Genomic DNA, 19924 nt, shown 5'->3' on the forward strand with positions numbered 1-19924 from the left:
GGGGTGGCACTGGCTACACCCCGGGGCTGGCACCAGGGTGATGGAGAGCCGCTGACCAGTGCGATTACCGTACGGGGCATGGCACTTCACGGTGCGCTGCGGCGTACCTCCCACTGGATCGTCCACCACACGCCGTGGTCGGCCTGGGCATGGCGCAACACGGCCTTCACCGTCGCCGCCGTCCCCCTGGCGCTGCCCGCCCTGGCCGCGTTCACGTACACCGTCGTCGCACCCGGCCAGGCGGTCGTCGGCCTGCTCGCGGTGCTCCTCCTCGGGCCCCTGCTCACCCTGCTCCAGCGCAGCAGGTTCCGGGCCCTGCTGGAGCTGGACGTACCGGCCGTCGCCTACACCCACCGCCCGTACGGGCCGCGCGGCCTGCTCGAACGCGCCCGCTCCGAGGCGACCTGGCGCAGCTACGGCTACCACCTGCTGGTCAGCCCGCTGGCGGCCGCCGGCGGAGCGGTGGTCGTCCTCGCCTGGGCGGGCGCGGTCGTCTGCACCACCGTGTACGGGTGGACGGCGCTGGTCCCGTTCCAGGACGACCACACCATGGGCTGGACCCGGGAGTACGACCTGCTCACCGGCCTCGGCGTGCTGCTGCTCCTGGGCACGCCCTGGCTCGCCGCCGCCCTCGCCCGGCTGGACGCCTTCGCCGCCGCCACCCTCCTCGGGCCCAACCGCGCCAAGGAGTTGGAGCGCCGCGTCGAGGACCTCGCCGAGAGCCGGGCCGGGGTCCTCGACGCCGCGGACCTCGAACGCCGCCGCATCGAGCGGGACCTGCACGACGGCGCCCAGCAGCGCCTGGTCGCCCTCGCCATGAACCTGGGCATCGCCCGGGCGACGCTCACCGACCTGCCGCCCGCGGCCAAGGCCGTGATCGACGAGGCGCACCGCGAGGCCAAGGAGGCCATCGAGGAGCTCAGCAACCTCGTGCGCGGCCTGCACCCGGCCGTCCTGGAGGACCGCGGGCTGGACGCGGCCCTGTCCGGCATCGCGGCCCGCGCGCCCCTGCCCGTCGCACTCGACGTGGACCTGCCCGAGCGGCCCGGCCCGACGGTGGAGGCCGTCGCCTACTTCGTCGTCTCCGAGGCCCTCGCCAACGTGTCCAAGCACGCCCGCGCCTCCCGCTGCCGCGTCGAGGCCCGCCGGGACGGGAACCTGCTGCGCATCACCGTCACCGACGACGGGGTCGGCGGCGCGGACCCGGCCGGGGGCACCGGTCTGACCGGACTGCGCAAGCGCGTAGGGTCGGTCGACGGAACCATCAAGATCCACAGCCCCCTCGGGGGCCCGACCGTTGTGAGTGTGGAGCTGCCGTGCGGGCTGTGATCGCAGAGGATTCGGTACTGCTGCGCATAGGACTGGTCAAGGTCCTGGAAATGGCCGGGTTCGAGGTCGCCGCCGAGACCGGGGACGCCGATGCGCTGCTCGCCGCCGTCGCGGAGCACGAGCCGACCCTTGCCCTGGTCGACGTCCGCATGCCGCCCGGGTTCACCGACGAGGGCGTGCGGGCCGCCCTGATGATCCGCCGGCAGTGGCCGGGCACCTCGGTCCTGCTGCTCTCGCAGTTCGTGGAGGAGCGCTACGCCGCCGATCTGCTGGCCAGTCAGACCGGCGGCATCGGCTACCTGCTCAAGCAGCGCGTGGCCGACGTGGAGGAGTTCATCGACGCCCTCAAGCGGGTCGCCTCCGGGGGCACCGCCCTCGACCCGCAGGTCGTGGCCCAGCTGCTGCTGCGCCGCGGCGGGGGCATCGACCCGCTGGAGCGGCTCACCCCGCGCGAGCGCGAGGTGCTCGCCCTGATGGCGGAGGGCCGCTCCAACGCGGGCATCGCCGAGGGGCTGGTGGTCAGCGAGAGTGCGGTCGCCAAGCACATCAACAACATCTTCGCCAAGCTCGACCTGCCCGTCGCCGACGGGGACCACCGGCGGGTGCTCGCCGTCCTGCGGTTCCTGGACGGTGCCTCGTGAGCGCACCCGCCCGCGGCGCCGGCCGGCCGCCGCACCGGACCGCGTGGATCGTGGCCGCCGCGCTCAGCGCCGTGTTCATCGTCGCCCCGGCCGCCTGGCAGGTGTGGGCGTACGGATCCACCCGGGGCGGCACGCTCAGCGGCGGCAGCGGCGGCCGCGCCGTGACCGCCCTGGAGATCGACGCGGGCAGCGCCGACGTGCGGATCACCCCGCGCGCCGACCAGCAGGTCGCCTACCGGGCCCAGGTGAGCTGGTCGCTGGCCGCGCCGGTGATCGAGGAGAGCTGGCTCGGCGACACGCTGAAGCTGACCCCGCACTGCCCGGGCCCGGAGGGGCTGGAGGACACCGGCCTGGGCTGCTCGGTCGACCTGGGCGTGACCGTGCCGGCCGGCATCCCGGTGAAGGTGACCGGCGGCTCCGGAACCGTGGAGGTCAGCGGTCTGGGCGGCGCCGTGGACGCGGAGGTCGGGGCCGGGCAGCTGAAGCTGACCGCGCTGCGCGGGCCGCTGCGGGCGAAGGTCGGCGCGGGCTCGCTCGAGGCCTCCGGTCTCACCTCGCCCCAGGCGGACATCCGGGCCGGGTCCGGCGCCGCCGTCGCCCGGTTCGTCGCCCCGCCGGACCGGATCACGGCCCGGGCGGGGTCCGGGCAGCTGGAGCTGCGGGTCCCCGCGGCCACCCGCTTCCGGGTCACCTCCCGCGTCGGCGCGGGCCGCTGCGACGTCGCGCCGGGCCTGAACGACCCGGCCGCGCCCGGACAGCTGGACATCGCCGCGGACGCGGGGCGCGCCGAGGCGGGCCACTGAGGGGTCGCCCGCAGGCGGCGGCCCGGCGCAGGGGCCGCCGCCCGCCGCGTCAGCCGCGGGGCGGTACGGGGGACGGGCGTCCCCGGCCGCGGGTGAGCGAGTACCCGAAGATCCCGGCGAGGGCACCGAGCACCCCGCCGGCCGCGGTCCAGACCCAGCGGTCGGACCACCGGCCGCCGGACCAGCCGCCGTCCGGCTCGCCGACCGCGGCCGGCTGCCCCTTCTTCGGCTTGTCGGCCGCCGCCTGCGCCGTGATGCCCGGCACCAGCGGCTTGGCGAGGGCGCCGTCCGAGGCGAAGGCGCCGCCCGTGTCGTGGAGGTCGGCCTGCACCTCCGCCCGTACCCGCAGGCCGAGGTCCTCCTGGGCGAGGTTCACCGCGGTCAGCCGGACGTAGTAGCTGCCGGGCAGCGGGTCGTTCGCCCAGGGCTCCGCCCCGGGGCGGACCGTCCGCAGGGTGCAGGACAGCTCGACCGCGGCGGCCTCCTTGCCCGCGGCCGCGGTCTGGGTGCCGTACGTGCACGCCTGCCGACGGCGCAGGCCGTCGTAGACGTCGAGCTGCCAGGTCGAGGCGGCGTGCCGGCTCGCCGCCTCGGGCAGCGTCACGGTCGCCTTGACGGTGGCCCGCTGGCCCGAGTCCAGCGGGAGCACCCAGTACAGGTAGTCGCCGGTGGCCGCCTCGGCCGTGGCCCGCTGGCCCGGCTTGAACGGCATGGCGGTGCGGAAGGCCGTGCCCGCCTCGGTCGGGCCGGCCGCCTTGCCGCCCGGGCTCGCGCTCGTGCTCGGCGAGGGGGTGTCAGCCGCCGCCGGGCCGACCGCGGCGAGCACGCCGCCGCAGGTCAGCGCCGCGGCCGCCAGTATGCGTACGGTACGCATCAGTTCGTCCTCCAGACCGAGATACGCCAGCGGGAGATCCAGCCCCACACCAGGCCCGCGAGAAGGCCCGCGAGCACCAGCACGCCGAGCAGCCACCAGCCGCGGCCGAGGCCGAACGCGGCCACGTCGGATGCGTCGTCGGGGCCGTCGACGACGTCGATGGTCAGCTCGACGGGCAGGCCCGGGGTGGTCTTGACCGAGGCGGGGGCGGAGAAGGAGTTGCTGACCTGGAGGCAGACGGTCTCCGCCTTCGGCTTGCCGTCCCCGTCCGTGCCCCCGCCGTCCTCGTCGTCGACCTCGGCCTTCGGGTAGCGCAGGCCGGCCGAGGTCATGTCGGTGCGCCCGTTGCCCGCCTCCGAGCCGCGGACGATCTCCCGCCCGTGCACGGTCACGGCCCGCAGCAGGACGCCGTAGTCGTTGTTGACGGCGCGGTCGGCGGCGATGCTCACCGAGGCGCGCAGCTCCTGGCCGGGCTTGACGTCCACCTGGTACCAGCGGTGCTCGCCGAAGGACTCCCGGTCGGTGTACAGGCCCGCGCCCAGCTTCGGGGCGCCCTGGCACTGCTTGGCGCCCTCGGTCGCCACCGGGGTGACCACGGGCGCCGCCGCCCGGTCCACCAGCTGCTTCACGCGGCCGGAGAGCTCGGCCGTGTGCTGCACCGAGGTGTACGTGCCGCCGGTGGCCTCGGCGATGCAGACCAGCTGGTCGCGCGTCTTGGCGTCGGGGACCAGGCCGAGGGTGTCGATGACGAGGTGGATGCCCTGGGCGGCGATGTCACGGGCCACCTCGCACGGGTCGAGCGGGGCGCAGGTGTCCTCGCCGTCCGTGATCAGGACGATCCGCCGGGTGGCGTCGCCGCCCTTGAGGTCCTCGGCCGCGCCCAGCAGCGCGGGCCCGATGGGCGTCCAGCCGGTGGGGGCCAGGGTGGCCACCGCGGTCTTGGCCTCGGTCCGGTTGAGCTTGCCGACCGGGTAGAGCTGCTTGGTGTCCTTGCATCCGAGCTGGCGGTCCTCACCCGGATAGGTGGCCCCCAGCGTCCGTATCCCGAGCTGCACCTCGTCCGGCGTCGCGTCCAGCACCTCGTTGAAGGCCTGCTTCGCCGCCGCCATGCGGGACTTGCCGTCGATGTCGGTCGCCCTCATCGAGCCGCTGACGTCCAGCACCAGCTCGACCTTGGGCGAGTCCTTCGCCACCGGTTCGCCGGCGGCTGCGCTCGCCGGGAACAGCCCGACCGCCAGCGTGGCCAACAGGCCGCACGCCCCGGCCGCCACCCATTTTCTTGTGATCATCGCCGGATCGTATTGAGGATCGTGCGGCAATCCAAAACGTTCTTCGCGAACCGGCGTTCACGGACCGCCGGCCGCGGCGGGGCCGGTCGGAGCCGGGGCGGTCGCCGGCCTGCGGTCCGCGCAGCCCGCGCTTACGCTGGAGTACGGGGAGGGGACGGTGCTGCTGCGCCCGGCCGGAGGCGACCCCATGAGACGACGCCATCACTTCCACATCGACCACGCGGGGCACTCCGTCAGTGCGACCGTCGAGACGGGCCACCGCGTCGACGTGGAGATCCTCATCGACGGCAAGGAGACCGGCCACGGCGTCACGCACGGCGACCGGCCGGTCAGCGTGCCGGTGGAGCTGCCGACCGATCCGCCGACGGCGGTCTGCGTACGCGCGACCCCCGGCCCCGGTCTCCCGCGCTGCGTCCTGGAGATCCCGGACGGCGATCCGCACGTCATGTCGCCGCGGCCGTACTGAGCCCGCGGGCGGGCGGCGGCGACCCGGAGCACGGCCGAGCGGCACGCACCCCGGCCGGGGGGGCCGGGGGCGTGCCGCTCGGGTGGGACCGGGATCAGGCGGGCGTCAGCTCACCTGGAGGGCGACGTCGTCGACGACGAAGGACGTCTGCAGGGACGCGTCCTCCACGCCCTTGAACGTCAGGGTGACGGTCTGGCCCGCGAACTTGGACACGTCGTAGCTCTTGAGGACGTAGCCCTGGTTCGCGTCCACGTTGGAGAGGGTCTCCAGCGTCTGGCCGCCGACCGAGACGGTGAACCGGTCGTAGACCACGTTCTCGCTCTCGTCGGTGTCGATGTGGAGGTAGAAGGAGAGCCGGGCGGTGGTGCAACCGGAGGGGAGGGTCAGCGACTGCGAGGCGCTGTCGGTGTGCGTGCTGCCGTAGCCGTCCAGCCAGGCCATGTACGAGCCGCCGTGCGGGACCTGCCCGGACTGGTTGGTGACGACCCCCGCGGTGGCGGTCCAGGGGCTGCTGCCGTTCTCGAAGCCGCCGTTGACGACGGCGTCACGCGGGGTGCAGCCGCCCGTGCCGCCGACGGTCAGGGTGTAGGTGGTGCTGTGGCTGGTCGTACCGGTGCCGGTGACGGTCAGGGTGTACGTGCCCGCCGCGGTGCCCGCGCCGACCTGGACCGTGAGGGTCGAGGAGCTGCCGGACTGCACGGAGGCGGGGCTGAGCGTCGCGGTCACGCCGGCCGGCGCGCCGGACACGGACAGGGCGAGGGTCTGCGCGCTGCCGCTCACGGTGGCGGTGTTCACCGTGGCGGTGACGCTGCCGCCGGGGTTGGCGGAGCCGGCCGCGGGCGAGGTGCTGATCGAGAAGTCCTGCGCCGGGGTGCCGCCGCCCACCGCCTGCTTCCAGATGGCGTAGGCCACGCCGTCGGCGCTGCGGTCCAGGACGGTGGCATTGATGTTGTTCGTGGTGTCGCAGGAGCTGTGGTAGCAGGAGTCGTACGCGGCGTTCGCGGTGCCGCCCCACTTCGCCGCCTGGGCCGAGGTCTTGCGGGCGCTGGCGCCGGCCGCGTAGCCGGAGGTGGGGATGCCGCCCTGCTGGAAGGAGTAGTCGTCACTGCGGCCCTGGCCCTCGGTGTTCTCCTCGGGGGCGAGGTTCAGCGAGGTCCAGTACGCCTTGAGCGGGGCCGCGGTGGTGGAGTTGAGGTTGTTGATGAAGTAGCCGCCGTTGGGCGAGCCGACCATGTCGAAGTTGTAGTAGCCCTTGATCGCGGCCTTCTCGGTGCTGCTGAGCCGGCCCACGTAGAATTCCGAGCCGTTCAGGCCCTGCTCCTCGTCGGTCCACCAGGCGAAGCGGACGTGCTTGGTCAGGGTGGGGTTCTTCTGCGCGAGGACGAGTGCGTTCTCCAGCAGGGTCGCCGAGCCTGAGCCGTTGTCGTTGATGCCGGGGCCCGCCGAGACGCTGTCCAGGTGGGAGCCGAACATGACGACCTGGTCGGCGGGGCCGCCCGGCCAGTCGGCGATCAGGTTGTTGGAGGGGTAGGTGCAGGAGGTGCAGCTCTGCTCGGTGACGGTGTAGCCCGCCGCCTGGAGCTTGCCCTTGATGTACGCCACGGACTGGGTGTAGCCGGCGCTGCCGGCGCGGCGGTTGCCGCCGTTCTGCGAGGCGATCGTGTTCAGCTGGGCGAGGTGCGCCTGCACGGCGGCCACGTCGATGTTCGGCGGGTCGGTGCCCGGCTGGGTGCTGCCGACGCTGAGCGCGTAGTCGACCGTGTGCGCCAGGCTCGGACCCTGGCCCTTGACGGTGACGGTGGAGGCGCCCGGAGCCGTGTTGGACGAGGCGGACAGGGTCAGCGTCGAGGACTGGCCGGACTGCACGGTCGCCGGGTTGAAGGTGGCGGTGACCCCGGACGGCAGGCCGGAAGCGGTCAGCGTGACCTGCTGGGCCTGGCCGGAGGTGGTGTTGGTGGTCACGGTGGTGGTGACCGAGCCGCCCTGCTGGACGGTGCCCGACGCGGGGTTCAGCGCCATGGAGAAGTCGTCGTTCTGGCCGCTGGGGGTGCAGGTTGGGTCGGCGGACTGGGCGGGCACGCTGATCGCGTCCCAGGCGGCCTTCGTCTTGTTGAACAGGTTGCAGGTGGTGGGGTCGAGGGACTTGGCGGAGCTGAGCGTCGCCGTCCGGTACTTCTTGTACGACATGCTGCTGGTCTTGAGCAGCATGCCGCCGTAGAAGATCTTGCCGGCGTTCTGGACGCCCACGCCGGTCACCGTGGACTGGTTGCAGGTGGGGCTGTTCGGCTTGCCGCCGCCCGGGTTGCTGCCCTCGGCAAGCAGGTAGAACCAGTGGTTCAGGGGCCCAGCGGCCGCGTGCACCTCGGTGCCGGGTATCGCGGAGCTGTAGCAGGCCGGGTCGTTGTCCACGGCCGGCGGGTTGTACATGTTCCGGATCGGGCCGCTGCCCGTCAGGTTGATCATCTCGCCGACGGTGTAGTCCGGCGTGTCGTACGGGGCCTGCTCGTTGGCGTACGCCTCGGTCAGCGCGCCGAAGATGTCACCGGTGCCCTCGCCGAGCCCGGCCTCCTGGCCGCTGGTCCCGCCGGGGGTGTTGGAGTCGATGGCGTGCCCGTACTCGTGGCCCACCACGTCGATCCCGGCGATCCACTCGTTGGCGCTGTTGTGCCCGATGGTGACCGAGCTGCCGTCCCAGTACGCATTGAGGTCGCCCAGGCCGACCTTGCCCGGGAAGCTGCGGCCGTTGCCGCTGACCCCGTTGCGGCCGAGCCACTGGGCGAGCATGTCCCACTGCTTCTGGGCCGCGAACATCAGGTCCGTGCAGCCGGTCTCCTTGGACGTGGGGTTGCCGGTGCCCCAGGAGTCCGAGGACTTCGTGAAGACGGTGCCGGAGCTGTAGTCGGCGCAGCTCAGACCCGGGCGGTTCGGGTCGCGCAGCGAGTACGAGCCGCCGGAGGCGGTGGTGTCGATGGTGATCGGGCTGGGGCCGTTCCACTTGCTGTTGCCCGTGCCGGCGACGACCTCGTCGTGGCGGTCGATCACCTTGCCGGTGCGGGCGTCGACGAAGACGTGCAGCTTGCTGGGCGCCGTCTTCGTGGCGCCGGAGAGCACGGTCTCCCAGGCCAGGTACGGCTTGTCGTCCTTGAGCCGGACCACGAGGCGGCTGTCGAGGACCTTGTCGACCTTGGCCAGCTCGGCGCGCGAGGTGGTCTCGGCCGCCTTCTTCGCGACGGCCGGGGTGGTCGCCACGTCGATCGCGGTCGAGGACGCCGACTGCACGGCGCGCACCCGGCCCGCGCCGTCCGCCAGGACGACGGCGTCGCCGCCGACGACCGGCAGGCCGCGGTAGCTGCGCTCGTAGGCGACGGAGTACAGGTCCTGCACCCAGGGGGTGACCAGGCGCCGTTCGTACTGCTGCTGTGCCGAGTTGACCAGGGTGTCGAGGCCGCTGCGGACGGCCGCGTCGGCGGCGGCGACCGCCCGGTCGGCGGACGTGGCCCGGGGAGCGGGCGGGGGCCCGCTGTGCTGCGCTGCGTGCGCGGTGCCGGCGAGGGTGCCGGCGAGGCTCGTGGCCAGCGCCATGGCTGCCACGGAGGCCATCCATCTGGTGGGCTGCAAGAGTCCACTCCGATCGTGTGTGGGGGGTGGGGCCGGCTTTCGCGCCGAGTATGAGCGTGTACATGGCGAGATTGGGACATCCCTGCATCCATAAGGTCCGCGTTATGGTGCCGTTGCGTGACGCTGCGTAAGCTGCCCGGATGCAGCTGGAGTTGAGGCATCTGCAAGCCGTCTGCCAGATCGCGGAGGCCGGCAGCCTGGGGGGCGCGGCGCGGCGGCTGGGGGTCTCCCAGCCCGCACTGTCGGCCCAGTTGCGCAGGATCGAGCGGGTCACCGGCGGCGAACTGTTCGTGCGCGGCCGCTCCGGCGTCGAGCCCACCCCGCTGGGCCAGTTCGTGCTCGCCAAGGCGCGCCGCGTGCTCAGCGAGATGGAGACGCTCGGCGCCGAGACGCGCGCCATGGCCACCGACACCCCGCTGCGGCTGGGCTGCATCCTGCTCGTGCTGATCGACGGGCTCCTCGCGCGGACGGACCTGACCCTGTCGGGCCGCGAGCTCACCGTGGACGTCGAGCACTCGGTCACCGCACTGGTACGCATGCTCGGCGCGGGCCGCTACGACGTCATCGTCTACGGCGAGGTCAACGACCACGAGGTGGCCCTGCCCCGTGGGGTCCTGGCCAAGACCCTGGTCCCCAAGGAGCCGTTCTGCATCCGCATGTCCACCCGCCACCCGCTGGCCGGGCGGGAGGTCCTCGACCTCGCGGACCTGGCCGAGGAGCAGTGGATGACCCTCGTCGAGGACGACGACGGCGGCCCCGAGGCGCTGGTGGCCGCCTGCGCCAAGGCCGGCTTCGTCCCCTCGCTGCGCTACCGGATCACCGACCGGCAGATGCGCCACGACCTGGTCGCCGCGGGCCGCGCGATCTCCCTCACCCAGCCCACGGCCCCGGCCGTGGCGGGCACGGTGATGCGTCCGCTGCTCGGCGCGCCGATCACGGGGCGGATCCGGATCGCGTGGAACCGCTCGGCGGTCTCCGCCCGGCAGGCCGAGCTGCTCTACCGCGCCGCGGCGGGCGCCTACCTGGCCAACGTGGGCAACAACCCCTTCCACAAGGCCTGGTGGGACGCCCATCCGGAAGCGCACCCGGTGCTCGACTGACCGCACGGCGCCCGCAGGCGCGGCACGACCGGCCGGGTGAAGTCCGGGCGGGAGGGGCGGCCGGTGCGGGCGCCGCGCGGGAGGGGTGCCGTACGGTCCCCGGTGTGACCGACGCGACCGCAGCCCCCGCCACCCCTGCAGCCACAGCCGCCGCCGGAGCCACCACCGCCACCGCCACAACCGCAGCGACCGAGGCGAAGCCCGACGTGACCGTGGCCGGAGGACCCGGCGCCCTGCGCGTGCTCGTCCTCGCGGGCTCCTCCCGCGAGGGCTCCGTCAACGCCCGGCTGGCCGCCCTCGTCGCGGCGCACGTCGAGCGGTCGGGGGCCGCCGTGGACCTCGCCCGGATCCGCGAGTTCGAGATGCCGACCTACGACGGCGACGCCGAGGCCGACCAGGGGCCGCCGCCGGGCGCGGCCCTGCTGCGCGAACGGCTGCTGGCGGCCCAGGCGCTGGTCATCGCCTCGCCCGAGTACAACGCCTCGGTCCCCGGGGTGCTGAAGAACGCCGTCGACTGGGTGTCCCGGTTCCGGCCGCAGCCGTTCAAGGACAAGCAGACGCTGCTGGTGTCGGCCTCGCCGTCGATGGTCGGCGGCAACCGCGGACTGTGGGCGCTGCGCGTCCCGCTCGAACACCTCGGGGCGCGCGTCTACCCGGACATGTTCAGCCTCGCCATGGCGCACGCCGCCTTCCGCGAGGACGGCGCCCTCGCGGACGAGGGGCTCGGGGAGCGGCTCGCGGCCACCGTGGACTCCTTCCTGGCGCTGGCCGAGGCCGACACCCGCTACCTGTGCCTCCAGCGCCGCTGGTACGAGTTCCTGGGCGACGAGAGCAGCGCCCCGGTCACCCAGCGCGCCGAGGACTGAGCGCCCGCGCGGCCGCCGCGCCGGCCTGCCCGCGCCGCGGTGTCAGGCGTCCGACGCCCCGGCGTGGACGAGTCCGGAGACGTGGTCGGTGACCATGTCCAGGATCTCCTTCGCCGCGCTGTCGTCGCCGAGCACCAGGAAGTTCAGGGTCAGCCCGTCCGTCATCGCGGCCAGGTACCGCGCGAGGACGGGGACCGGGACGCGGAGCTCGAAGTCCGACTCGCCGCGGACCTGCTCGACGAGCTCGGTGTACGTGGCGCAGTACAGCTCGTGCTGGCGCCGCGCCAGGTGCTCGAACCCGGGCTGGCGCAGCGCGTACTGGGTGAGCTCGTAGGTGAGCATGTGCTCGGCCGGGTGGGCGCGGACGTGGTCCCAGTACGCCTGGAAGCCCGCCCGAACCGTCTCGCGCAGGCTGGTCCGCGGCAGGATCGCCTCCCTGACCACCCGCAGGTAGTGCTCGGTGATCGTCTCGATGACCGACTCCAGCAGCGCCTGCTTGGAGTCGAAGCAGTAGTGGAAGACGCTCAGCGACACGCCCGCCTCGGCGGCGATCGAGCGGGTCGTGGTCCGGGAGACGCCGTCGCGGGCCAGCGCGCGGATCGCCGCCTCGGTCAGCTGGCGGCGCCGCTCGGCCAACGGCATCCGTGGCATGGGGGTTCCCTCTCGCTCGTACGCCGGGGCCGGCCGGATCGGGAGTGCCGATCCGGCCGGCCCCGGCCTGTGGTGTGCGGTACTTCCTCCGTGCGCGGCGGTCAGCTGCTGTAGACGCCGACCTCGTACAGGGAGTAGCCCCACTGCGTGCCGCGCCCCGTGCCGTGGATGCGGACGTAGCGGGCCGGCACGCCGGCGAACTGCACGGTGTCCAGGCCGCCGTCACCGGCGGTCGTGGACCACACCGTCTGCCAGTTCGCGTCGTCGGTGGAGACCTCGATGCGGTAGGCCCTGCCGTAGGCGCGCTCCCAGTCGAGCGTGACGCGCTTGACGAGGGAGGGGGAGCCCAGGTCCAGCCGGAGCCACTGGTCGTCGCTCCACTCGCTGGCCCAGCGGGTGCCCCGGTCGCCGTCCACGGCCCGGCCGGGCGCGTAGCTGACGAACGGGTTCCACCACTCCGTGGTGGAGGCGGCGGTGGGGGCGCCGGCGGCCAGGTTGACCCCCGCCTTGTGCTTCTCGGAGGCGCCCCAGGTGCCCAGGTAGGACTCGGCTCCCTTCATCAGGTCGTCGACCACGTCCTGGCCGCCGGTGACCCGGATGTCCTCGATCCAGTCCGGCACCAGGCCGTACTGCGCGCCGCCGTCCGTGTTGTAGTCCCAGGTGCGCTGGCCGGTGACCTGCCGGTCGAGGACCGAGCCCCCGTCCGCGCTGCGGAATGGATACTTGACGGGGTTCGGCGTGTTCGCGCCGCGCGGGGCCGGCCAGCCGCCGACGCCGTTCATGTCGGTGCCGACGCCGTACCCGACGTGGTACTTGTCGCGCAGCGCCTTGGTGCGGCGGGCCTCGGCGGTGAAGCCCTCGGAGCCGTTCATGTACTGGCCGATGAACCCGCCGAGCTTGTACAGCCGCTCGGTCCAGTCCATGTCCATCCAGCTGTGCGAGGAGATGACGCCCGGGTAGCTCTCGGACTCCATGATGTCGAGGGACCGGCTCGCGGCCTTCACGCTCATGTGGTCGAGCTCGAGCATCATCTTGCGCTTCATCATCCCGCGCAGGGCGTACTCGCCGAGGTCGGTCAGACCGCGGGAGTTGCACTGCGCGTCGCCGGCGTACCCCGGCAGCGAGACGCCCTCGGGCAGCATCTTCACGGCCCCCGGCGCGGCGGCGGCGTTCAGGCCGATGGGGTTGTCGTGCTGCGGGCCGGCGCACTGCTCGGTCTTCCAGAAGGTGCCCGTGGACAGGAACTGGCCCACGTTGATGGCCACCCCGAGCGCGCCGGAGTCGAAGCGCACGCCGCACAGGGCGTTGTCGAACTTGTGGCACAGGAACATGCTGCGCACACCCAGCCCGTACAGCTCGTCCAGGCCGCGGTCGATGTCCGCCTTGCTGCACTGCGCGACGTCGAGGATCTGCTTGCAGCCGAAGGGCTCGGAGGTCTCGACACCGAGGACGACGGCGAGCTTGCCCTGCTTGATGACCTCGCGGGCCTGCGCGGAGTCGGTGACGATGCGGAACCAGCCCTTGCCCGGGCCGCCGTACATCTTGTCGATGTAGTCCTGCATCTCGTAGGTCTTGCGCGCCTCCAGGCGGATGGCGGTCATCTCGTCGCAGCTTCGGTCCTTGAAGAAGTAGACCGAGCAGATGACCCCGTTGGTGACGAGGTCGTTGACGAGCACGCGCTGGCCGCCGCGCCAGGCCCGCTCGACCCAGGCGTAGTACGTCTGCGTGTGGGTCAGCGAGTCATGGGCGGGCCAGTCCTTGAAGGTGGGCCAGCCGGCGGGGTCGTGCTTGCCGTCGCCGCCCTTGGTGATGAAGTCGAAGACGGCGAGGGAGCCGTCGGGGTAGTGCTCGGGACAGTCCTTCAGGGCGTCGGCGATGCCGTCCTGGGAGAACGGCTTGCCGCAGATCAGGCGGCCGCCGAAGCCCTCGTTGGACATCAGGTGCACGTGGTCGTCGACGAAGCCGCGCACCTTGCCGTTCGCGTCGGTGCCCTTGAAGGGCTCGCCCGTGACGTTGATCTGGGAGTCGGGCGCGGGCCGGGCGGTGGGGACCCACCAGCCGGACTCGGCGCCGGCGGTGCCGTCGGCGGCGGCAGCGGCCGCGGCGCCTGCCGAGGCGCCGGACGCGGGGCCGAGGGCCATGGCCATCACGGTGGTGAGCAGTAACGCAAGGATCGAGAGGGGTCTGCGCCGGCTGGGCGGGCGTCGGGTCATGGGTCACACTCACGTCATCGGGAGTCGGATGGCGCGGTCGAGGACGCAGCCGGCCGTCCGTCCGAACAGTCGGCGAATTGTCATGTCCCGCGAATGTGCGACGAGAATCGCGACTGGCGCGGGGAGAGTCAAGAGTCCGGGACAACTGACCTGATGAAGAATCAGGTTCGTCGGCGGCCGCCCCGCCCCGCGGTGACCTGCGCCACCCGCGCCACCCCCGGTGCCGGCTCCCGGATGCCGGGACGGTAGGGTCGGGGGCGGACTGTGCCGGTTTGCACCCCATCGCGGCACGGGCCGGCCCGCGGGATCAAGGCCGTTGTCGATCACAGACCGCCGATCACGGGCCGCGCTGCCGCGCAGCGCCGGCCCCGCCGCCGCTGCCGACCGACCCCTGCCCCGCCCTCCGCCTGCCAGGAACGAACGCACCACCATGAGCACGCCCTCCCCGCTGCGCGCGCCCGCGCGCCCCACGCCGGCCGCCGCGACGCCGAGCGCGCCCGCGCGCCCCACGCCGGCCGCCGCGACGCCGAGCGCGCCCGCGCGCCCCACCCCGGCCGCCGCGACGCCGAGCGCGCCCGCGCGTCCCACTCCGGCCGCCGCGGCCCACAGCATCAGCGCGGCCACCGTGGTCCTGCTCGCGCTGGTGGGGATCGGCGCCGTGATCCACGAGCCGGTCCTCATACCGTCCCTCGCCGCCAGCGCCGCCCTCGTGCACAGCGCCCCCACCCTGCCGCTCGCCCAGCCCCGCAGCGTGATCGTCGGACACCTGATGGGCGCCGTCGTCGGCTACGCCGTGCTCGCCGCCGCCGGCAGCACCCCCTGGGCCGCGGCCGTCGCCGCCGGGCTCACCCTGGCCGCGAACACCGCCGCGCGCACCCCGCACTCGCCGGGCTGCGCCAGCGCCGTCATCGTCGTCCTGCAGACCCCCGCGCCCGGACGCTTCGTACCGCTGCTCCTCGGCGCGACCGTCCTGCTCGTCCTCACCGGGTACGCGGCCTCGCGCATGCGGCCCAAGGCGCCCCGCTACCCCGCCTACTGGTGGTGAGCGGGCGCCGGCTGCGCGCCGTGTGACTCCGGCCGGCCGGCGTCCTCGGCGAGGACCGCCGAGATCCCCTGCGCGAGGCACGCGATCCGCTCCGCCGGGAGGCCCGCGATGTTGATCCGGCCCGCGGTCGTGCCGTATATCGCGAACCCGCTGCGCAGCCGCAGCATCTGGCGCGGCGAGAGCGGCAGCATCGAGAACATCCCCTTCTGCCGGGCCAGGGACTCGGCCTCGGCCGGCCGGCCCAGCGCGGCCAGCTGCCGCGCCAGGCCGCTGCGGTTCGCCTCGATCCGGGTGCGCATGGCGTCCAGCTCGGTGCGCCACAGCGCCCGCAGCCCGTCGTCCTCCAGGACCGTCGCCACCACCGCGGCGCCGTGCTCGGGCGGCATGGAGTACAGCGTCCGCGCCGCGTTCTGCAGGGCCGTCTCCACGTGCTGCAGCGAGCGGCGCGAGGAACCGAGCACCACGGCGCAGCCGGTGCGGTCGCTGTAGAGCCCGAAGTTCTTCGAGCAGCTGATCGCGATCAGCATCTCGGGCACCCGCTCCGCCAGCATCCGGGTGGCCGCCAGGTCGGCCTCCAGGCCGTCGCCCAGCCCGTGGTACGCCAGGTCCACGAACGGCACCCAGCCCGCCGACGCGGCGAGCCCGGCCAGCGCCTCCCAGGTCTGCGCCGACGGGTCGACCCCGGTCGGGTTGTGGCAGCAGCCCTGCAGCAGCACCACGTCGTCGCGGCGCGCCTGCGCCAGGTCGCGCAGCAGCCCCGCCTCGTCGGCGCGGCCCTCGGCGTCGAGCCAGCCGTACGTGCGCACCGTCAGCCCCGCGGCCTCGAGGATCGGCCGGTGGTTGACGTATGCCGGGTCGCTGATCCACACCGTCGTGCCCGGGCGGGTCCGGCAGATCAGATCGGCCAGCAGCCGCAGCGCCCCGCTGCCCGCGACCGTCTGCACGGCGACGGCCCGCTCGGCCGCGCCGCCGGTGCCGAGGACCATCGACAGCATCGCCCGGTTGAAGGCCGTGTTGCCGGAGAGCCCGCGGTACTCCTTGGACGCCGAGCGCTCCGCCAGGCGCAGCTCGGCCTCGCGCACCGCCGCCATGACCGGGGTGCCGCCCGACTGGTCGCGGTAGACGCCGAGGACCAGGTTCAGGCGCTCGGGCCGGGCGTCGGCGCCGTACGCCTCGGTCAGGTCCCACAGCGGGTCGACGGGCGGCGGGAGGAGGAGCTCAAGCATCTTTCGGGAACCTCGGGCTGGGGATCGGGAGGGGGCGGTGGGAACGCGGAAGCGGGGCGGGCGGTCAGGAGGGGGCGCCGACTGCGGGTCGGGGGCGCCGGTTGGCCAGGAAGACCCCCGCGGTGATCAGCGGCACCCCGACGAGCACGGCGGCCGTCGGGGACTCGCCGAGCAGCGGCACGGCCAGCAGGACGACCAGGACCGGGCTGAGGCTTCCGTAGGCGGAGCTGCGCTCCGCGCCGAGCCGGCGGATGGCGAAGGCGTACAGCAGGCCCGCGCACAGCCCGACCCCCAGCCCCTGCACGACCAGGAACAGCAGGATGTCGGAGCCGGCGGCGGACGCCAGGCCGCTGGGCAGCATCCCGGTCAGGACCAGGAGCGCCATCACCGCGAACGAGGGCAGGCACAGCAGTCCTATCGACCCGACGGGATCGAGCTCGATCTCCTTCAGCCCGACCGTGTACAGGGCCCACAGCCCGCTCGCGACGAGCAGGATCCCGGCCCCGGCGAGCACCGAGGCGTCGAGCGGGAACATGTAGCGCCAGACGAGGGCGACGACGCCGGCCGCGATCAGGGCGAGCCCGGCCGCCTGGGTGCCGCGAGGTGCGCCGCGGCCGCCGGCGACGACGAGCGCGGCGACGAACAGCGGGACCATCCCGGGGACGATCGAGCCCACGAACGCCGCCGAGGTCAGGGAGCCGCCGTACATCGCGGCCAGGAAGAAGGGCACCCCCGCCCCGCAGGCGATCTTGAGCGCCGCGGCGGGCCGTACGGCGGCGAGGGCCCGGCGGCGCCGCCAGAGCGCCGGCGCCAGGACGACGAGCGGGACGCCGAAGCGCAGCAGCGCCGCATCGGCGGGCCGCAGGGAGGAGGCGCTCAGGGCGCGGGCGCTGAGCGCGAAGGCGGCCCAGATCAGCACGGTCACCGCCAGCGCGAGCAGGCCCTGCGCCTGCGGGGAGAGCCCGCTGCGGCCCGCGGGGCGGGCGCGTAGGGGTGCCTGCGCGGGCGCGGTCTTCGTGGCGGCCACGGTGGTTCCTCCAGCCTCAAAAGGGGCCGGATCCGGCCACGGGGCAACGCTAGAGCTTTTCCCGGGGCAGCCGATTGCCAGTTCTGCCCCTCAGGCATACGTTGGGGGCAGAATCTGCCACGGATGGCCCGGGATACCGAGGAGGAGCGCCATGGACGCAGTCGATCTGCAGATCATCCGCGAGTTGCAGGCCGACGGGCGGCTGTCCAACCAGGAGCTCGCCGACCGGGTCCGGCTCTCGCCTTCGCCCTGCCTGCGCCGGGTGCGGCGGCTGGAGGAGGCCGGCCTCATCCGCGGCTACACGGCCATGGTCGACCAGGTCGCCTACGGTCTGCCGATCACCGTGTTCGTCCGGATACGGCTGGAACGCCACACGGCGGAGGCGGTCCGGGTCTTCGAGGAGCACGTCGCCGTCATCGAGCACATCCAGGACTGCTACCTGATGGCCGGCAGCAGCGACTACCTGCTGCGGGTCGTCATCGAAAGCCTCGAGGCGTACGAGGCCCTGGTCCGCCACCGCATCCACGCCATCCCCGGCATCGCCTCGATCGAGTCGAGCTTCGCCTTCGGCAGCGTCAAGCAGTCGAGGGTCTATCCCGCCCCCAAGTGACGGGCGGGGCGTGCGGAGGCGCCGGGGCGGGCGGGTGCGCCGGAGGGGGCGGGGCGTCCGGGGGCGGCAGCAGGGGGATGGGGGCGCGCAGGCGCATCGTCGCCGGCAGGTCCAGCCGGCCCTCCCGGGTAACGACGGTGATCCCGCGGACGAGGAGCTTCGCCTCCATCTCGCAGGCCCCGGCACGCACACCGGTCAGCAGGGCGTCCCGGACGACCGCCACCAGGGCGCGGACGTGGAAGACGACGGTGAGCCCCACCTCCACGGTCGCGGCCGGGGCCCCGTCCACCAGGAGGTCCACGTGGGGGTGGTGGGTCGAGGTGATGGTGTGGGTGGCCAGCGCGACCACCTCCTCGCTGCCCGGGAGCCGGCGGGTCCGGTGGGCGGCGTCGCGGAGCGCGGAGTGCTTGGACCAGCCGTGAGCGAGCAGGGAGACGAGGTCGAGGTCGAGGAAGCCGTCGACGACGTTGGCCAGCTCGGCCTCCACGGCCCGGTCCGCCGCGTCGGTGAGGCCCCGCCCGCGGGGCAGGACGCCGGTGGCGGCGTCGTGCTCGTGCAGCCTGTCGGCGAGCGACGCGGCGGAGCGGTCGAGCTCCGGCCCGAGCAGGAAGGCCCGGACCGTGAGTGGTTCGAGGGCAGGGGCAGGGGCAGGGGCAGGGGCAGGTGTGGTCATGGTCCGTCCTCCTCGGTCACGGTCCGCTCACCGGGATCCGCATGCGGCTCCAGCCGTACCGTGCGGGTCACCGAGCCGGGGTCCTCGCGGGTGTCGACCGCGGCGGTCGCGGCCGACAGGGGCCGCAGCCGGGCGCTGACGTGCCCGCGCACCCAGCGGGGGCCGCGGGCGCGGCGGCCCAGGAACGCGACCCCGGCGGCGGCCAGCAGGCCCACCCCGAGGAGGCTCGCCCCCACGACCAGCCCGATCGGCACCATGCCGTCCGGGGGCGGCGGGAGCGGGGAGGGGGAGGTCGGGTTCGGGGTCGGCCGCGGGACCGGGGCGGGACCGGGCGCCGTCACGGTGAACACTTCGTCGTCGCCCACGCCCGCGTCGTCCGCGCACTGGGCCCGTACGGTGTGCTGCTCCTCCGCCTCGTCCGCCGAAACGGCGAACTCGGTGGCGAACGTGCCGTCGTCGTCGACGCTGACGTCTTGCATCGACCCGCCGTCCCACAACACGTCCACCTCCCGGCAGTCGAACCCGGAACCGGACACCCGGACCGTCGAGGTACCCGCCGGCCCCTCGGCGGGGTCGAGCGCCACATGGGGCGTGGAGGGGGGCGAGGGCCCCTGGCCGGCTTCGACCGTGAACGATGCCTCGGCGTGGATGGTGTCGTCATCGACGCATTGCGCCGTCACCGTGTAGTCGCCGGCGGCGGTCTCCGCCGGAACGTTGAACTGGGCGGTGAACCCGCCCTGCTCGATGCCGGCCGGGTCCGGATCCACCTCCAGCCCGGGGCTGCCGTCCCATGACAGCGCCGCCGTACCGCTGGTGCAGGAGTCGAATCCCGAACCGGTCGCCCGGACCGTCGAGTTCCCGGGCGCGCTGTCCGGTTCGAGCGCCAGGGCGGGTTCGGGAGGAGGGGTCACGGTGAACTGCGCGGTCGCCCGGATTCCCGAGCCCTTGGCCGTGCACACGGCCTTCACCTCGTACGTGTCGGGTGAGGCGTCGGGCGGAACCCCGACGTCGGTCTCGAACTCGCCGGAGTCGGGGTCGGCCTGGGCCGGGACGGGGCTGCCATCGGCGAAAGTGACGTCGATCTGTGCCGGGTACCGGCGCCCGCCGCCCGTGGCGCTCTGCCGGGAGGTCAGGCAGTCCTGGAAGCCATAGCCGTGCACGTGCACCGACGTGCCACGCGGACCCTGCGTGGGCGTGAGCTCGATGGAGGAGTCGGCCCTGGCCGGCGGGGCCACGGCCACACTGCCCCAGGCGACCGCGGTGCCCAGCAGTACCGCGGTCAACGAACGGATGGCCCATCGGGCGGCGCAAGACATGACCCTCCGTCGGTCCATTCTCCTCCGTCCCCCGGCTTCGTGCCTGTCGCACGGCTTCCCTGGTGGTCTTTCGGTGAGATGGACCACACCGTCCCGCGGGCTGCCGCCCGATCCCGTGTACGCGGGCAGCGAATCGGGAGGGGTGGGGAGGAAACAGCGGTTTACGGGCCGACTGGT

17 protein-coding genes are annotated in these 19924 nt (G+C 73.6%); 8 read left to right on the forward strand and 9 right to left on the reverse strand.

The window, feature by feature from the left end:
• Positions 1-78: 78 nt before the first annotated feature.
• The 3 genes from AB0F11_RS15460 to AB0F11_RS15470 are packed head-to-tail and all read left to right on the forward strand — an operon-like array spanning position 79 to position 2773.
• Entirely contained in the window at positions 79-1329 is a 1251-nt protein-coding gene (locus AB0F11_RS15460) for a sensor histidine kinase (protein ID WP_362172837.1), read from the forward strand.
• Entirely contained in the window at positions 1317-1970 is a 654-nt protein-coding gene (locus tag AB0F11_RS15465) for a response regulator transcription factor (protein ID WP_362172840.1), read from the forward strand. The genes AB0F11_RS15460 and AB0F11_RS15465 overlap by 13 nt, the downstream gene beginning before the upstream one ends.
• Positions 1967-2773 (forward strand): hypothetical protein, encoded by an 807-nt coding sequence (locus AB0F11_RS15470; RefSeq protein ID WP_362172843.1) that lies wholly within the window; start codon positions 1967-1969, stop codon positions 2771-2773. The genes AB0F11_RS15465 and AB0F11_RS15470 overlap by 4 nt, the downstream gene beginning before the upstream one ends.
• A gap of 49 nt (positions 2774-2822) precedes the next feature.
• Here the strand turns inward: AB0F11_RS15470 and AB0F11_RS15475 are convergent, their stop codons facing one another.
• Positions 2823-3647, reverse strand: a complete 825-nt coding sequence (locus AB0F11_RS15475; RefSeq protein ID WP_362172846.1) for a hypothetical protein — start codon at positions 3645-3647, stop codon at positions 2823-2825.
• Complete coding sequence (locus tag AB0F11_RS15480) at positions 3647-4936, reverse strand: VWA domain-containing protein (protein ID WP_362172849.1); 1290 nt, start codon at positions 4934-4936, stop codon at positions 3647-3649. Before AB0F11_RS15480 ends, AB0F11_RS15475 begins: the two co-directional genes overlap by 1 nt.
• 187 nt (positions 4937-5123) lie before the next feature.
• On the opposite strand from AB0F11_RS15480, the gene AB0F11_RS15485 reads away from it, so the two are divergent.
• Positions 5124-5402 (forward strand): hypothetical protein, encoded by a 279-nt coding sequence (locus AB0F11_RS15485; RefSeq protein WP_362172851.1) that lies wholly within the window; start codon positions 5124-5126, stop codon positions 5400-5402.
• Between the two features lie 105 nt (positions 5403-5507).
• On the opposite strand, the gene AB0F11_RS15490 is transcribed toward AB0F11_RS15485, so the two are convergent.
• Positions 5508-9002 carry a M28 family peptidase gene (locus AB0F11_RS15490; protein ID WP_362173005.1) on the reverse strand — a complete coding sequence of 1165 codons (3495 nt, stop codon included), beginning with the start codon at positions 9000-9002 and terminating at the stop codon, positions 5508-5510.
• Positions 9003-9160: 158 nt separating this feature from the next.
• Here AB0F11_RS15490 and AB0F11_RS15495 point away from each other — a divergent pair, with 158 nt between their 5' ends.
• Both AB0F11_RS15495 and AB0F11_RS15500 read left to right on the forward strand, forming a co-directional pair.
• The gene (locus tag AB0F11_RS15495; RefSeq protein ID WP_362172854.1) at positions 9161-10120 is read left to right on the forward strand and encodes a LysR family transcriptional regulator; all 960 of its coding nucleotides are present in this window, start codon (positions 9161-9163) and stop codon (positions 10118-10120) included.
• A gap of 233 nt (positions 10121-10353) precedes the next feature.
• On the forward strand, positions 10354-10986 hold the full coding sequence (locus tag AB0F11_RS15500) for an NAD(P)H-dependent oxidoreductase (protein ID WP_362173008.1): 633 nt from the start codon (positions 10354-10356) through the stop codon (positions 10984-10986).
• A 42-nt stretch (positions 10987-11028) separates the two neighbouring features.
• Here AB0F11_RS15500 and AB0F11_RS15505 read toward each other — a convergent pair whose 3' ends face one another.
• Complete coding sequence (locus AB0F11_RS15505) at positions 11029-11637, reverse strand: TetR family transcriptional regulator (RefSeq protein WP_362172857.1); 609 nt, start codon at positions 11635-11637, stop codon at positions 11029-11031.
• 101 nt (positions 11638-11738) lie between these two features.
• Complete coding sequence (locus AB0F11_RS15510) at positions 11739-13850, reverse strand: discoidin domain-containing protein (RefSeq protein WP_362172860.1); 2112 nt, start codon at positions 13848-13850, stop codon at positions 11739-11741.
• A gap of 430 nt (positions 13851-14280) precedes the next feature.
• Between AB0F11_RS15510 and AB0F11_RS15515 the strand changes: the two genes are divergently transcribed.
• Positions 14281-14895 carry an HPP family protein gene (locus tag AB0F11_RS15515; protein ID WP_362172862.1) on the forward strand — a complete coding sequence of 205 codons (615 nt, stop codon included), beginning with the start codon at positions 14281-14283 and terminating at the stop codon, positions 14893-14895.
• Here AB0F11_RS15515 and AB0F11_RS15520 read toward each other — a convergent pair.
• Together AB0F11_RS15520 and AB0F11_RS15525 are read right to left on the reverse strand one after the other, a co-directional pair.
• Positions 14883-16121 carry an aromatic amino acid transaminase gene (locus AB0F11_RS15520; RefSeq protein WP_362172865.1) on the reverse strand — a complete coding sequence of 413 codons (1239 nt, stop codon included), beginning with the start codon at positions 16119-16121 and terminating at the stop codon, positions 14883-14885. The two genes, AB0F11_RS15515 and AB0F11_RS15520, sit on opposite strands and share 13 nt — an antisense overlap.
• 64 nt (positions 16122-16185) lie before the next feature.
• A complete protein-coding gene (locus tag AB0F11_RS15525) occupies positions 16186-17148 on the reverse strand; it encodes a DMT family transporter (RefSeq protein ID WP_362172868.1) in 963 nt (320 codons plus the stop codon).
• A 151-nt stretch (positions 17149-17299) separates the two neighbouring features.
• On the opposite strand from AB0F11_RS15525, the gene AB0F11_RS15530 reads away from it, so the two are divergent.
• Positions 17300-17758 (forward strand): Lrp/AsnC family transcriptional regulator, encoded by a 459-nt coding sequence (locus AB0F11_RS15530; protein WP_360633737.1) that lies wholly within the window; start codon positions 17300-17302, stop codon positions 17756-17758.
• Here the strand turns inward: AB0F11_RS15530 and AB0F11_RS15535 are convergent.
• Complete coding sequence (locus AB0F11_RS15535; RefSeq protein ID WP_362172871.1) at positions 17724-18431, reverse strand: hypothetical protein; 708 nt, start codon at positions 18429-18431, stop codon at positions 17724-17726. The genes AB0F11_RS15530 and AB0F11_RS15535 overlap by 35 nt on opposite strands.
• Positions 18428-19714, reverse strand: a complete 1287-nt coding sequence (locus tag AB0F11_RS15540; protein WP_362172874.1) for a hypothetical protein — start codon at positions 19712-19714, stop codon at positions 18428-18430. The genes AB0F11_RS15535 and AB0F11_RS15540 overlap by 4 nt, the downstream gene beginning before the upstream one ends.
• Positions 19715-19924: the final 210 nt, after the last annotated feature.

Source organism: Streptomyces sp. NPDC032472 (genome assembly GCF_040636955.1).
Classification (GTDB): Bacteria; Actinomycetota; Actinomycetes; order Streptomycetales; family Streptomycetaceae; genus Streptomyces.